The following is a 14,620-nucleotide window of genomic DNA, read 5'->3' on the forward strand; positions in this document are numbered from 1 at the left end:
CTAGCTAAGTAGAGCATGAATTGCTTTAACTTAGCTAGCTTTTTTTATATACATTTTCAACTTCAAAGTAAATCAAATGCTTTTCGAATAACTGCAGCCGAATTGGAAAAGTTTGCTTGTTCTTCTTTTGTTAGTGTTGGTTCTAAAATATCAATAACGCCATTTGCACCAATTATCGCTGGTTGACCAATATAAGTATTTGTTTGTTCCGAAAACACTGCTAACGGAAAAACTTGTTTAGCATCACTTAAAAGTGCACCCACAATGTTTGCTGTAGCTGTTGCTATACCAAAACTTGTCCATCCTTTGCCAGTTAAAATATTCCAGCCACCAAAACGAACTGTATCTTTTAAAGCTGGCAAATCAAGTGTCGTTTCAGTTTTATAATCCGTAATATGGACACCGCCAATTTTCACAGTAGACCAAGCAACAAATTGTGATTCCCCGTGTTCACCAAGGACATAACCTTCTACACTCTTCGGATTAATATGTAAAGCTTCTCCAACAACTCTTCTCATTCTTGCAGTATCAAGGGATGTCCCTGTTCCAAATACTCGTGAATGATCAAAACCAGTTATTTTCTGAATTAGCATTGTTATTACATCACATGGATTCGTAATATTCACAAAAATCCCTTCAAAGCCTGTTGCTAAAATTTTGGGCACGATTTCAGCCACTGACCGGCTTGTTTCAACGAGCTCTTCCATACGGTCTTGTCGCAGTAATGTTTCGGGACCAACAGCCATTATTATTACATCTGCCTCTTTAAGCCCTTCCCAATCATTTGCAGTAACTGTTGTATGGAAATGTGTCATGGAAGACATATCTCGTAGTTCAAGTGCTTCACTTTCTGCTTTTGCTTCTACTTTATCAATTAAAATAATTTCATCACAAATCCCTTGCGTTACAAGAGAAAAAGCCACGTCGCTTCCAACATGACCAGCACCAATTATACCAACTTTTCGTTTCAAAAAATCCCCTCCAAAATTAGTTACTTGAATTTAAAGCGATTAATTCATATTTAATAATGGTTTTATTATTTTCCCATACAAGTTTTCGAGGAATTGCTTCTCCAAGTGTTTCGCCTTCTTTTGTTTTACGAACAGCGATTGGAACATCAATTGGATAAATTCGATATCCTATTTTTTCAAGTTCAAAGAAATTATCCGAAATTCTTTTTTCATTTCCTTTTGTTACGATCATTGTGTTTACCTCAAGTGGCATACCCAATTTTCTCACCTCCAGTTTCTTTTATCATAGCAGAGTTTACCCTATCTTGACTAGTTTTTACTGTCCCAAATACGCTCAGCTTGCTTCACAATTTCACTCATTCCAGCATCACGCATAAAAAAACTAAAAGCTGGTTGTAAGATGAATTTACCTAAATCTCCTTGAAGAATAACTGGCCCCTTAGTCTCTAAATAATCTACCTGCGTTTTTATTGAAAGAACTTTAGCTGTATAAACTCGTTTGGTGAAAGTACGCTCTTTAGATTCCACCAAATAATCTGCTACGAAATGAAATTCATCACTTATTGCTCCAGTTTCTTCCAATAATTCTCGTTTTGCGGCATCTAAATTAGTTTCGCCATGTTCTCCTTTTCCACCAGGGAATTCCAAACCACGGATTTTATGCTCAGTAAACAACCAGCCATCTTTCGTTTTAGGAATAATAAGCACATCATCCGGATGCTCTTCTTGTGCTTCAAAATATACAGTCACTCTGTTTCCCAATATATCTTTATAAATAAACAAAATCCCACTTCCTTTTCTTTTTTCAAAAATATGGTAAGCTGTAATTAAGTTGAAATTTAGAGGATGAATACTAATGAAAAAAATGCTTATCGGAGGAATCCGACTTTATCAAAAATATATTTCGCGTTTCACTCCTGCAACTTGTCGGTTTTATCCCACTTGTTCTGCTTATGGAATTGAAGCAATAGAAACGCACGGTGCTCTAAAAGGCAGTTATCTCGCAATTAAACGTATTTCTAAATGTCACCCTTTCCATAAAGGTGGACTAGATTTCGTGCCACCTAAGAAAGAATAAGGTATTATCAAATTCGGACTATAAATCGTAATTGCTACGATTAGCATAGCGTTTAAACAAGAATAATTTCGATTTAGAGGAGTGAATGGATTGAAAAAGAGCTATAAAATTGCATTATCAGCACTATTATCAGTTTTCTTAATACTTACAGGCTGTTCGAACAATAGCGATACAGATAAAACTAAGAATGATAAATTAACCGTTTATACGACCGTTTATCCTTTGCAGTATTTAACAGAACAAATTGGTGGTAAATATGTGGACGTCAAAAGTATTTATCCACCCGGCTCAGATGCCCATAGTTTTGAACCAACACAAAAAGATATGATGAAAATAGCTGATAGCGATTTATTTTTCTATATTGGTCTTGGTATGGAAGGTTTTGTTGATAAAGCAAAAAAAACACTTGCAAATGAGCAAGTTACTTTCGTCCCCACTGCTGAAAAATTAGATTTACCAAAAGATCCCGATGCAGCTGAAGAGGAAGAGCATGATCACGAAAGCGAAGAAGAACACGAACACGGCGACATCAATCCACACGTGTGGCTCAATCCTGTTTACATGGAGCAAATGGCTACTATTGTAAAAGATCAATTAATAAAAGAAATACCTGACCAAAAAGAAACCTTTGAAAAAAATTATCAAGCAGTCGAAGAAAAATTGAAAAAGCTAGATCAAGATTTCCGTAAAGTCACTAGCGAATCAAAACAAAAAGATTTTGTTACTGCACATGCTGCTTATAGTTACTGGGAAACAGAATATAACTTACATCAAATACCAATTGCTGGCGTGTCAACAAGCGATGAACCTTCACAAAAGAAGCTTAAATCAATTGTTGAAAAAATCGAAGCAGAAAAAATCCCATATATCATGCTTGAACAAAATACTAATTCAAAAATAGCGGATGTTATTCAACAAGAAACAAATACAAAAACACTAACACTTCATAATCTAGAAACACTAACTAAAAAAGATATGGACCAGAATCGTGATTATCTTTCTATCATGAACGATAACCTGAAAGCTTTAAAAGAAGGTCTTAATTATTAAAAAAAGAAAGGCGCTCTTTTTACTTAGAGTGCCTTTCTTTTAATTTATTGCGTTGAATTTTTCCAGATGCTGTTTTTGGTAGCTTATCAACTATGACGATTTGTTTAGGAATTTTATAACTAGCTAAGTTGGTTTCGCATATGCCAAATAGTTCAGCTTCTTTAAACACTTCGTCCACAACGACATAAGCGACAGGAACACTTCCCCATTTATCATCCGGCTTGCCGACCACTGCTACTTCTTTTACCGCACCATAGCTTGTTATGACATGTTCTATTTCGGTTGGATAAATGTTCTCTCCTCCCGAAATAATCAAATCAGAACGGCGCTCCAACACAAATAAGAAACCATCATCATCTAGATAACCAATATCTCCCGTTTTAAACCATCCGTCTGTAAAAGCTGCATTTGTTGCTTCTTCATTGTTTAAATATCCTGGCGTAATCGATGGTCCCTTAAGTAAAATTTCCCCATCATCGGCAATTTTCACTTCTGCTGGAAATAATGCTTTGCCAGAAGAACCGATTTTGTTTAGAGCATCTTTTGGTGGTAATGTAACGATTTGTGAAGCCGTTTCTGTCATGCCAAACGACTGAACTAAAGGAATATCACGCTGCTTGCAAATTTCTAAAACCGTCTTACTCGCTGGTCCTCCGCCAAGCAAAACTGTTCGCACATTTGGATGATAACTTCCTTCCTTCATTTTTAACAACCGTTCTAACATCGAAGTCACTACAGAAATAGTCGAAACATGTCCGCTTTCTAGCAATTGAGTAATTTTTGCTTCATCAAAATGCTCTTCTAAATATACGGGAATTCCGTAAATAATGGAGCGCATCATAATGGATAAACCACTAATATGAAAAATCGGCACGGCACACAGCCAACTGTCTTTTTCTGTCAATCCTAAATTCAAAACAGAAGATACCGCACTCCACCAATGATTCTCATATGTTTGTATAACACCTTTTGGTTTACCAGTGGTTCCTGATGTATACATAATGGAAGAAACGCGCGTTAAATCCCAAGTTTCCAGAAGTTCTGGCTTTTCATACTCCGTTTCTTGTAACTCAGTATAACGAATGCCAGTCGTTATTTTATCTTCCAACGAATCTGCCACAATCACTTCTTTTACTTCTGCATTCATAAGTTGAAACGCAATCTCTTTTTTTGTCAAACGGTTATTAAGAAATAAAGTTACCGCCCCAAGTTGTTGCAACGCATGAATGAGTAAAAATGTCATTCGATCATTTTTTCCAAGTAGAGCAATCATTTGGTCTTTTCTAATACCACGCGCGAATAGTTTCCCCGCAAGTATTTCTACTGCTTGATTTATTTCTTCAAAAGTTTCTTCTTTTCCTTCAAAAACGAGCGCGGTCTCTTTGGGAGAAAGCCGCACTCGTTTTTGAAGCCAGTTTGTCATATCCATTTTTACACCTTCAAATCAAGGGAATTTTGGAAATTGGTCAAAGTCTGGATCGCGTTTTTCTTTAAAGGCATCGCGTCCTTCTTTGGCTTCGTCCGTTGTATAATATAAAAGTGTCGCATCACCAGCTAATTGCTGAATACCTGCTAAACCATCTGTATCGGCGTTGAAAGCAGCTTTGATGAAACGAAGCGCAGTTGGACTTTTTTGTAACATTTCTTTTGCCCAAGCTACAGTTTCTTTTTCTAAGTCTGCTACTGGAACTACTGTATTTATCCAACCCATTTCAAGTGCTTCGTCCGCAGTGTATTGGCGGCACATGAACCATACTTCTTTCGCTTTCTTATGTCCAATAACACGTGCTAAATAGCCAGAACCATAACCTGCATCAAAACTACCAACATTCGGTCCAGTTTGTCCGAATTTCGCATTGTCTGCAGCAATCGTTAAGTCACATACTAATTGAAGAACATTTCCTCCACCGATTGACCAACCAGCAACCATCGCGATAACTGGTTTTGGAATAACGCGAATTAAACGTTGTAAATCAAGGACGTTTAAACGTGGGATTTGGTCATCGCCAACATAACCACCATGACCGCGCACTTTTTGGTCTCCACCAGAACAGAATGCTTTTTCGCCTTCTCCTGTTAAAATAATAACACCAAGATTAGAATTATCACGCGCTAAATTAAATGCATCAATCATTTCTGTTACAGTTTTTGGTGTAAATGCATTATGTACTTCTGGACGATTAATGGTAATTTTCGCAATTCCTTCGTAGCTTTCATATTTTATTTCCTCATATACTTTTTCTGTTTGCCAATCAAAACTCATTTTTCTTCCTCCTTTAAAATAACTTCCAGCCAGTTAGTGAGCTGACTTAAAAAAATGTTTGGTTGTTCTAAATAAACAGCGTGTCCAGCATTTTGCACCGTGACATGCGTGTTATTTGGTATAAGTTGTTGCATCTCCTGCGCGATTTTTTCGAATTTCTCATCTAAAGAACCAGTCATTAGTAGCACAGGAAAAGTAAAATCAGCTAAATGATTCCAGTACGAAGGCTGCTTTCCAGTCCCCATTCCGCGTAAACTCATAGCTAATCCGTTTGGATTTTGCGCTAATCGTTCCAATCTAATGCGTTTTTTTAGTTCATCAGACAAAACTTCCTGTGAAGCAAAGAGAGCTAATTTTTCCCAGTAGTCAACAAAAGATCTTATACCCTCTGATTCAAGCATATCAGCCAAACGATTATCTGCTTGAACTCTGCTTTCCTGAAGATCTTTTTGCGCAAGCCCAGGGGAACTGCTGACTAAAATAAGTCCACGCACCATCTCAGGATGAGCGGATGCAAAAGCTGTTGCCACTCGCCCACCCATCGAATAACCAAGCACAAAGCATTGCATGATTTTTAGCTCTTGTAATATCGTTACTAAGTCATCTACTATTCTTTCAATAGAATAACGTGCTATTTCGTCTGGACTGTCCGTTTTCCCATGCCCGAGTAAATCTGGCGCCACAATACTAAAGTGCTCTTCTAAATGTGTAATACTTTCTTGAAATGTTTTATTTGAACCAGTAAAACCATGTAACATCAGCAAAACTGCCTTTTCTCCGTTTACAGTATTTGTTACATAATACGTTTGACCATTAACTAACATATTAATCTAATGCCTTTAAACCGGTCGCAATTTTATCCCAAAGTGCTTGATGGTTTGCTTTATTTTCATGACGGTTTGTTTTCACTTCTATAATATCCAAACCTTTGTGATAAGTTGCTTTGTCAACTGCTTCTTCTAGTTCATCTACTGATTTTGCTTCGTGATAATCCCCATCATAAAACGCAGCAGCAAATCGGAAATCAAGTTCAGTTGATGTGCCAAATAAGGACTCAAAATATTTTGGTTCCTTTGCTTGAGGTAAAAATGAGAATATCCCGCCACCGTCATTATTAACGATAATAATGGTTAGATTCATCTTATATTTTTTCGCCATAAGTAGACCATTCATATCATGATAAAATGATAAATCGCCAATGAGTAGAAACATTGGTTGGAACACAACGCTCGCACCGAGAGCTGAAGATACAACGCCATCAATACCATTAGCTCCGCGGTTTGCAAGCATTTTTATTTTTTTATCAATTTGGGAAAAATAAGTATCTACATCACGAATAGGCATACTATTACCAATAAATAAACCAGCTTTATCAGGTAATAAGCGACGCAATTCCGCAACAATCTTACCTTCTTCTAAAGTCGTCGTATTCTCCATTTCTGTCAAAACGATTTCACGCGCAGTTTGATTATATGCCGTCCACCTATTTAACCATGCGGAAATCTTTGTATCATCAGGCATGTTTTTTTGCATGATATCCAGTAAGAAGCGTTCATCACAGTGAATCATATCTGTCACTGCTTTAATTGGATCTTTCCAAGCAGCCCCAGGGTCCACCACATAAAAACGAATATCAGAAAGTTGTTCTAACCAATTTTTAAGTGGTTTAGAAACCGGCATACTACCAAAACGAATGACTACTTCCGGTGTTAAATTATCCCAAATAGCCGCTTCTTTTAAAAATGCATCATATTGGTCAATCACAACATCATCTTTTGCCCCGTAAGAACGAAGTCCAGAAAGCGGATCAGCTAAAATCGGCCAACCTAGCTTTTTCGCTAAATCAACCATTGGCTGTTCAATTTCTTTTTTGTCAATGGGACCTACAACGAATACTCCTTTTTTGCCAGTACAATCCGTCACCATTTTTTGAATAGAACTATCATCTAAAACCTCATGCGTATAATAAATATGTACGTGATGATGTTTTTTTCCAGTAGCTGTATATGGAGAAGGTTCGAGTATTGGTACAAGTGGTTCACGCAAAGGAAAATTAAGATGCACTGGACCACGTGGCGTTTTCATTGCGATATCCACCGCGCGACTACCATGCCATTTTGCATAACGAAGCATTTCATCACTGTTTTCAGGAAGTGCCATATCGGTAAAATCTTTTACATGTGAACCGTATAAATGCAACTGATCCATCGCTTGTGGTGCTCCAACATTTCGAAGTTCATGCGGCCGATCAGCAGTTAAAATAATCAATGGGATTTGGGATAAATTCGCTTCAGCAATTGCTGGGAAATAGTTTGCCGCTGCTGTCCCAGAAGTGGAGAGCAGAACAACTGGACGTTTCGAAGCTTTTGCTAAACCTAGTGCAAAAAAACCAGCTGAACGTTCATCCACATCCACATAAATTTTCAAAATCGGATGTTCTGCCATCATCAGTGCAAGCGGAGTTGAACGTGAGCCTGGGCTAATGATTGCTTCTTTTACACCGGCTTGTACAAGTTCCTCAATAAAAGCAGCTAAATAGTCTGTTAGCACTTGTTCATGGTTTGTCATTTCTTTATGCCTCCTAATACGCGTAACATCGGTTGGAATTTAACCGCTGTTTCTTGTAATTCTTCTTTTGGTACAGAATCACCAACAATTCCGCAACCAGCATAGATTAGCCCTTGTGAATCAACAATTAAACCAGAACGAATCGCAACAGCAAATTCACCAGTTCCTTTTAAATCAATCCAGCCAATTGGTGCCCCGTAAAATCCACGGTCCATTTCTTCCTTCATCCGAATAATCGCCAGTCCCATTTTTTGCGGTAAACCACCAAGTGCTGGTGTCGGATGAAGCGCTTTAACCATTTCAAGGATTGTCACATCCGGATTTTTCTTCGCTGAGATATTCATGTATAGATGTTGAATATCACGGTTTTTTAGAAGTACAGGTTGGCTAGATAGCGAAAGCCCTGTTGTAAATGGTTTTAATGTTTCTTCCATCATTTGGACTACATAGGAATGCTCTCGTAAATTTTTTGCATCTTTTAATAAAGCATTACCAAGTGCTTCATCTGCCTCTTCGGTCGTGCCTCGCTCTGTTGAACCAGCTACACAAGAAGAATGAATGGTATCTCCGTTTACTGCAATAAGTCTCTCTGGACTAGCGCCAAAAAAGACCCCTGTTCCTTTTTCAATTAGAAAGAAATAACTATTTTCTTGTGTTGCAAGCATATTTTCTAGAATAATAGCGCTATCTACTTGTCGTTGGAAACGTAGTCCCATTCTTCTGGCTAAAACTACTTTTTTTACATCTTCTGAATGATTAATCATATCGATAATTTCACTCGCAGTTTCAAGGAAATGTTCTTTCCCAATCTCTTTGAAATCTGTAAGCAATGCCATTTCAGCTTCATTAACCTCTTGATGAATGATTTTTTGCCATTGATTAAAAACAGCATCTAATTTGCTCTCCGTATCATCTGAGTAGACTGACAAATTAACAGTTAAATAACTTTTACCATCTTTATTTGTTAACATAAATAGCGGTAAATAAAACAAGCCGTCTTTAAAACTTTGCCATTCTTTTTCAGTATCGCGTTCAGGATCAAAGGCAAAACCGCCAAAGTAAACTGGTCCTGTTGCATCTATAGTTGCATTTGTTACACTAGTGCGTAGTCTTTTTTCAATTTTCTCTTGCAATCCAAGAAAAGCATCTTTTTTCTTTTCCGCCAAAAATTGTTTCGTTACGCCAAAACCTGTCATCGTCAGTGTCATTTCTGGATTTTGCCAGAAAAATCGTTCACCTTTAAAAGCCGTGCCAGCCTTTTTAAATAATTTGACTGGAGACACTAATTCATCTAACTCAGTTACCCAGCTAAATAGAGCCGGTTGATCTTGGCTTGCGCTACGTTTCGCTTGATTAAATAAATCAAGAGGCAATTTAGTATTCATATGCTTATCTCTCCTTTTACATTCACATCTTCTATTATAACAAATATGGAGTTAAACTGCTTGATTTGCGTTTTTTCCTCCTTTTCGTTATTAATTATTGACGTACTTACAATATTTCCCTAAAATGAAGGGTAGACATCTGAAACACATGGAAGTGAAAAAGGAGAGAAAATCATGGCTAATGCCTCAAAATCTGCACTTACAAAACAAACTGGATTCCAGAAATGGTGGTCACTACTTCGCCCCCATACACTTGTAGCCTCTTTTGTTCCGGTTTTCCTTGGAACATCTGTTGCAATGAGCTACACCAGCTTTAACTTTACACGTTTTATCGTCATGCTAATTGCTTGTTTCTTTATACAAACATCGGCCAATCTATTCAATGAATATTTTGATTATAAAAAAGGACAAGATGATGAGCATTCGGTTGGAAATGGTGGTGCTATTGTTCGTAATGGTATGCGACCAGGTTTTATTTTGTTCCTAGCAATCTTTTTATACATTTTATCTATTCTTGGTGGAGTTTATTTATCCATCGAACTTAATTGGTATGTTGGTTTACTTGGCGCAATTTGTATGCTTGTTGGTTTCCTTTATACAGGCGGACCTTATCCGATTGCTTATACGCCTTTTGGTGAAATTATGGCGGGATTCTTTATGGGTGGAATTATTACATTCATTTCCTTCTATATTCAAGCAGAATTCATTAGTTCATTTATCGTATATGTTTCAATTCCAGTAATGGTACTCGTTGGTAACTTACTACTTGCCAACAGCATTCGCGATTTAGTGCCTGATAAGAAAAATGGGCGTTTGACTTTAGCTATCTTACTTGGTCGGAAATGGGCCATTGTTCTTTTTGCAGCAGCCTTTCTTTTCAGTTATGTATTTGAAATCGCCCTAATTTTTACACAAGATGCTCCGTGGTGGACACTCTTAATTTTACTTAGTTTGCCAGAAGCCATTCGCGCTGTGCGTCGTTTTGTTGGTAAAACTTCGCCAATCACAATGGTTCCGGCAATGAAATCCACTTCCAAAGCATTAACGATTTTTGGAATTACACTTGCAATTGCGTATCTATTAAGCCTACTATCTAGAAATTTATTCATGTAAAAAAACTGGTTGTCACAATGACAACCAGTTTTTTATTTGGAGATGATTTCAACCTGCTGTTTTTTTTGAATGTATTTTGCAAGTTCCACCGATAAATCATACCTTAAAAACGGCGTAATAATATAAATCCCTTGAAAATGCTCACAAATAGCATCGATTAATTCACGAGCAATCGCCATTCCTTCTTCATTTGCATAACCGTGCTCTTCCGCTTCTCTCATACGCTCTCGCACTTCCTCTGTCAAACGAATTCCTGGAACTTCATTATGAAGAAATTCTGCATTCCGACTAGATAAAAGTGGCATAACTCCTATGAAAAGCGGCACATCAATGTTTGCTTTTTGCAAAGCTTCCTTTAGTAAAACAGCTTTATTTACATCATAAATTGGCTGCGTAATAATATAATCCGCGCCGTATTCCACTTTTCTTTCAATTAATCGCACGGCTTTTTCTAGATTGAGTGCATTTGGATTAAAGGCAGCTCCAACATGGAATCGAGCTTTTTCTTTCAACGATTTCCCCGTATATGAAATGCCGTCATTAAACTTTTTAATGAGTTGAACTAACTCCACTGACCTTAAATCGAAAACAGAAGAAGCACCCGGAAAATCACCTACTTTAGTTGGATCACCAGTAATTGCAAGCACATCATGTAACCCTAACTTATGAAAACCCATAACATGCGAGTGCATCCCCACTAGATTATGATCACGAGTTGTCAAATGAATAAGGGGCTTAATTCCATACTCATGCTTTAAAATGGAAGCTAGCGCCATATTACTAATCCGAGGTGTGGCTAGCGAATTATCAGAAATCGTAATCGCATCAACTCCTGCATTATTTAACGCCTCTGCCCCTTCAAAAAATTTCGTAGTATCAAATGTTCTTGGCGGATCCAGTTCGACCAAAATCGTCAAACGTTCCTTTACCTTATCAAGTAACCGCTCACCAGCTTCTTCATCCACCACTTCTTCCGGAACGAGCTCTAAAATTGGCCGAACTTCTTTTTCCAAAATTGGCTTCGTTGTTTCTAATCCTTGTCGTAAAGCACGGATATGATCCGGAGTCGTCCCACAGCAACCGCCAATTATCCGAGCACCTTCCTGCCGAAAAACCTCCCCATAATGTGCAAAATAATCAGTATCTGATTGATAAATAACTTTTCCATCCTGCATCTCTGGCAAACTTGCATTTGGATAAACAGCCAAATAAGCCTTTTCATAAAGCGGAACTGTTTCAAGTGCTCGCGCCATGTGATATGGTCCAAGTCGGCAATTAATACCCACAACATCTGCCCCGAGTGTAATCAGTTCTTCAAGCGCATCAGGTAATTTCTTCCCGTTTTGGAGGATACCCGGTTCATGCATAGACACATTCGCAACAACTGGTAAATCAGTCGTCTCACGAAGAATCTTTAATACCGTTTTAAGTTCATCCAAATCATAATACGTTTCAAGCAAAATTGCATCTACACCATCTAGTAAAAAACAATATAGTTGCTCCCTAAAACTTCGCTTGATTTCTTCTAGCGGAGCCGCTGGAAGTCTTGCATCCACAGCCCCATTTATCCCGCCAATCGTACCAAATATATACGTGCCAGTCCCTCTCGCCGCTTCCTTTGCTAATCGAATCGCCGCTTGATTAATACGTTTCACTTCATCTTCTAAGCCATATCTCGCTAATTTAATATAATTGGCACCGTACGTATTTGTTTGTATAATATCCGCACCAGCACCTATATAAGCCTTATGAATCGCCACAATATCTTCCGGATGTGACAAGTTCAATTCTTCAAATGAGCGATCTACCCCATAAGAATAAAGTAAAGTCCCCATCGCTCCATCAGCAATTAATACTTTTTCACTTAAATCTTTTCTTAAATTCACTTGACGACACTTCCCTTCTTAATAAACGAAAGTGCTTGTTTTAAATCAGCAATTAAATCATCAGCATCTTCCAATCCTGCTGAAAAACGTAATAAACCTGGTGTAATTCCTTGTTCCAAACGTTCCTTTTCTGGAACTGCAGCATGAGACATTTTGGCCGGGTAAGATATAATACTCTCTACTGCCCCTAAACTTACAGAAAATACCGGCAATTCCAAATGTGTCACTAGTTCACGTACAGCATCCTCACTACCAAGATCAAAAGACAATACAGCCCCGCCACTTGTCGCTTGCTCCACTTGAATTTCATAACCTGCATGAGATGGTAGTCCTGGATAATGTACTGCTTCTACACTAGGTTCCGCCTTCAAAAAGAGCGCTATTTTTTCTGCGGTTGACGTCCCAGCTTTCATTCGAACCGAAAGTGTTTTAAGTCCACGCAGTAGCAACCACGAATCCTGTACCCCAAGAACTCCCCCTGTCGAATTTTGTAAAAAGTAAACCGATTCAGCCAAGCTAGGATTGTTTGTGACAATAAGTCCCGCTAAAATATCACTATGCCCCCCTAAAAACTTCGTCGCACTATGAATGACTAAGTCCGCACCTAATTCTAAAGGTTTTTGAATTAGTGGTGTTAAAAAGGTATTATCCACAAACGTATAGCAACCGTTCGCTTTCGCAAGCTTTGCCACTGTCCGAATATCTGTTACATGTAACAATGGATTAGACGGAGTTTCTAAATAAACCAACTTGGTATTTTCTTGAAAAGCCTTTGCAACCTCATCAATATTTGTTGTATCCACAAACGTATGTGTAATACCAAACCGTGGCAAAATTTGCTCCACTAAGCGAAATGTACCGCCATACACATCTTTAGCAATAATAAAATGATCCCCTTTAGAAAGTGTGAATAACGCCGCAGATACAGCAGCCATCCCGCTTGCAAAAGCAAAGCCGTCAGTGCCACCTTCTAACTCTGCAATCGCTTGTTCCACTTTTTCTCTCGTTGGATTACCACTTCTCGCATAATCATAGGCATGATAGTTATCAAAATCATGCTGATGGAAGGTGGATGATAGATGTATTGGTGTGTTCAGCGCACCGGTTTCTTTGTCAACGCCAAGACTAGCCTTAATCACAGCAGTATCTTGTGTATATTCTTTAGCCACGCGCGCTCACCCCTTCCAGAACCGTATCCAGCGCCTTAGATAAATCAGCAATTAGATCTTCACTTGCTTCAATCCCAACCGAAATCCGTAATAATTTATCTGTAAGCCCATAAGAATTTCGTAACTCCACTGGAATATCTGCATGCGTTTGTGTCGTCGGGTAAGTGATTAAACTCTCCACTCCGCCTAAACTCTCTGCAAAAGTAAACAACTCTAGCTCTTTTAAAAGTGGCGATACGAGCGCTGCATCTTGAATGAAGAAACTAATCATTCCACCGCGTCCCGGATAGCGTACTTCCTCCACTAATTCATGATTTTCCAAAAATGCTGCGATTTTCTGTGCATTCGCCTGATGCTGTTTCACCCGTAAAACAAGTGTCTTCAAACCACGAATTAACAACCAACTATCAAATGGCGATAGCACTGTTCCCGTCGCATTTAACTGATCAAAAAAGAATTTTCCAAGCTGTTCTTCTTTTACAATAACGGATCCAGCTAAAACATCATTATGCCCACCAAGGTATTTTGTCGCACTATGAATCACAATATCCGCACCTAAATTAAGAGGCTGCTGTAAAACAGGCGTATAAAATGTATTATCGACAATAACTAGCAGATCATGTTCATGTGCCCATTCTGCCACAGCCGCAATATCCGTTTCTTGCATCAAAGGGTTCGTAGGTGTCTCAATGAAAATTGCTTTTGTTTCCGGGAGAACCAGTTTTTCTAAATCAGCAATATTTATCCCGTTCCAGTAAGAAAATCCAATGTTATACTGTGCTCCAAACTGTTCAAAATATCTAAAAGTACCCCCATATAAATCTTGCGAGCTAATAATATGTTCCCCAGTTTTAAAAAGCTGGAAAACAAGTTGTATCGCACTCATACCCGAACTTGTTGCAAAAGCTTGTGTCCCGTTTTCAAGTTCCGCAAGTGCTTCTTGTAACGCATCTCGCGTCGGATTCCCAGTTCTCGTATAATCATATCCCGTTGATACCCCTAGATCGGCATGCTGGTAAGCTGTAGAGAAGTAGACTGGCATATTGACAGCACCCGTTCTTTCACACTTTCTATTTCCAATTTGCGCTGCTATCGTCTCTTGTTTCAGCTTTGCCATATTACCTCTCCTCCATTTCT

The 14,620-nt window shown here is 38.4% G+C and carries 14 protein-coding genes; 3 read left to right on the top strand and 11 right to left on the bottom strand.

Translation table 11 applies throughout. The features are described from left to right. Positions 1-62: 62 nt before the first annotated feature. From LWE_RS08480 to ytkD, 3 genes are read right to left on the bottom strand one after another with little or no spacing between them, the layout of a single operon-like run. Entirely contained in the window at positions 63-971 is a 909-nt protein-coding gene (locus LWE_RS08480) for an L-lactate dehydrogenase (protein WP_011702467.1), read from the bottom strand. A 16-nt stretch (positions 972-987) separates the two neighbouring features. Continuing rightward, a complete protein-coding gene (locus LWE_RS08485) occupies positions 988-1,230 on the bottom strand; it encodes a DUF2584 domain-containing protein (protein WP_003767228.1) in 243 nt (80 codons plus the stop codon). A 50-nt stretch (positions 1,231-1,280) separates the two neighbouring features. Next, the gene (gene ytkD, locus LWE_RS08490; protein WP_011702469.1) at positions 1,281-1,754 is read right to left on the bottom strand and encodes an RNA deprotection pyrophosphohydrolase; all 474 of its coding nucleotides are present in this window, start codon (positions 1,752-1,754) and stop codon (positions 1,281-1,283) included. Between the two features lie 73 nt (positions 1,755-1,827). Between ytkD and yidD the strand changes: the two genes are divergently transcribed. Then, positions 1,828-2,049, top strand: coding sequence for a membrane protein insertion efficiency factor YidD (gene yidD, locus LWE_RS08495; protein ID WP_011702470.1), 222 nt, complete (start codon positions 1,828-1,830; stop codon positions 2,047-2,049). Between the two features lie 90 nt (positions 2,050-2,139). Then, the gene (locus tag LWE_RS08500; RefSeq protein ID WP_011702471.1) at positions 2,140-3,099 is read left to right on the top strand and encodes a metal ABC transporter substrate-binding protein; all 960 of its coding nucleotides are present in this window, start codon (positions 2,140-2,142) and stop codon (positions 3,097-3,099) included. A gap of 19 nt (positions 3,100-3,118) precedes the next feature. Here LWE_RS08500 and LWE_RS08505 read toward each other — a convergent pair whose 3' ends face one another. From LWE_RS08505 to LWE_RS08525, 5 genes are read right to left on the bottom strand one after another with little or no spacing between them, the layout of a single operon-like run. After that, positions 3,119-4,528, bottom strand: coding sequence for an o-succinylbenzoate--CoA ligase (locus LWE_RS08505; RefSeq protein WP_011702472.1), 1,410 nt, complete (start codon positions 4,526-4,528; stop codon positions 3,119-3,121). A 15-nt stretch (positions 4,529-4,543) separates the two neighbouring features. Further along, positions 4,544-5,362, bottom strand: coding sequence for a 1,4-dihydroxy-2-naphthoyl-CoA synthase (menB, locus tag LWE_RS08510; protein WP_011702473.1), 819 nt, complete (start codon positions 5,360-5,362; stop codon positions 4,544-4,546). Further along, positions 5,359-6,186, bottom strand: a complete 828-nt coding sequence (menH, locus tag LWE_RS08515; protein WP_011702474.1) for a 2-succinyl-6-hydroxy-2,4-cyclohexadiene-1-carboxylate synthase — start codon at positions 6,184-6,186, stop codon at positions 5,359-5,361. Before menH ends, menB begins: the two co-directional genes overlap by 4 nt. Before the next feature lies 1 nt (position 6,187). Beyond that, entirely contained in the window at positions 6,188-7,930 is a 1,743-nt protein-coding gene (gene menD / locus LWE_RS08520; protein WP_011702475.1) for a 2-succinyl-5-enolpyruvyl-6-hydroxy-3-cyclohexene-1-carboxylic-acid synthase, read from the bottom strand. Continuing rightward, entirely contained in the window at positions 7,927-9,315 is a 1,389-nt protein-coding gene (locus LWE_RS08525; protein ID WP_011702476.1) for an isochorismate synthase, read from the bottom strand. Before LWE_RS08525 ends, menD begins: the two co-directional genes overlap by 4 nt. A gap of 174 nt (positions 9,316-9,489) precedes the next feature. On the opposite strand from LWE_RS08525, the gene LWE_RS08530 reads away from it, so the two are divergent. Continuing rightward, entirely contained in the window at positions 9,490-10,428 is a 939-nt protein-coding gene (locus tag LWE_RS08530; protein WP_011702477.1) for a 1,4-dihydroxy-2-naphthoate polyprenyltransferase, read from the top strand. Between the two features lie 32 nt (positions 10,429-10,460). On the opposite strand, the gene LWE_RS08535 is transcribed toward LWE_RS08530, so the two are convergent. From LWE_RS08535 to LWE_RS08545, 3 genes are read right to left on the bottom strand one after another with little or no spacing between them, the layout of a single operon-like run. Beyond that, entirely contained in the window at positions 10,461-12,314 is a 1,854-nt protein-coding gene (locus LWE_RS08535) for a bifunctional homocysteine S-methyltransferase/methylenetetrahydrofolate reductase (protein ID WP_011702478.1), read from the bottom strand. Further along, positions 12,311-13,483: a cystathionine beta-lyase gene (gene metC, locus LWE_RS08540; RefSeq protein ID WP_011702479.1), complete on the bottom strand. Its 1,173-nt coding sequence runs from the start codon at positions 13,481-13,483 to the stop codon at positions 12,311-12,313. Before metC ends, LWE_RS08535 begins: the two co-directional genes overlap by 4 nt. Continuing rightward, the gene (locus LWE_RS08545) at positions 13,476-14,600 is read right to left on the bottom strand and encodes an aminotransferase class I/II-fold pyridoxal phosphate-dependent enzyme (RefSeq protein ID WP_011702480.1); all 1,125 of its coding nucleotides are present in this window, start codon (positions 14,598-14,600) and stop codon (positions 13,476-13,478) included. The genes metC and LWE_RS08545 overlap by 8 nt, the downstream gene beginning before the upstream one ends. Positions 14,601-14,620: the final 20 nt, after the last annotated feature.

Source organism: Listeria welshimeri serovar 6b str. SLCC5334 (assembly GCF_000060285.1).
GTDB classification, from domain to species: domain Bacteria; phylum Bacillota; class Bacilli; order Lactobacillales; family Listeriaceae; genus Listeria; species Listeria welshimeri.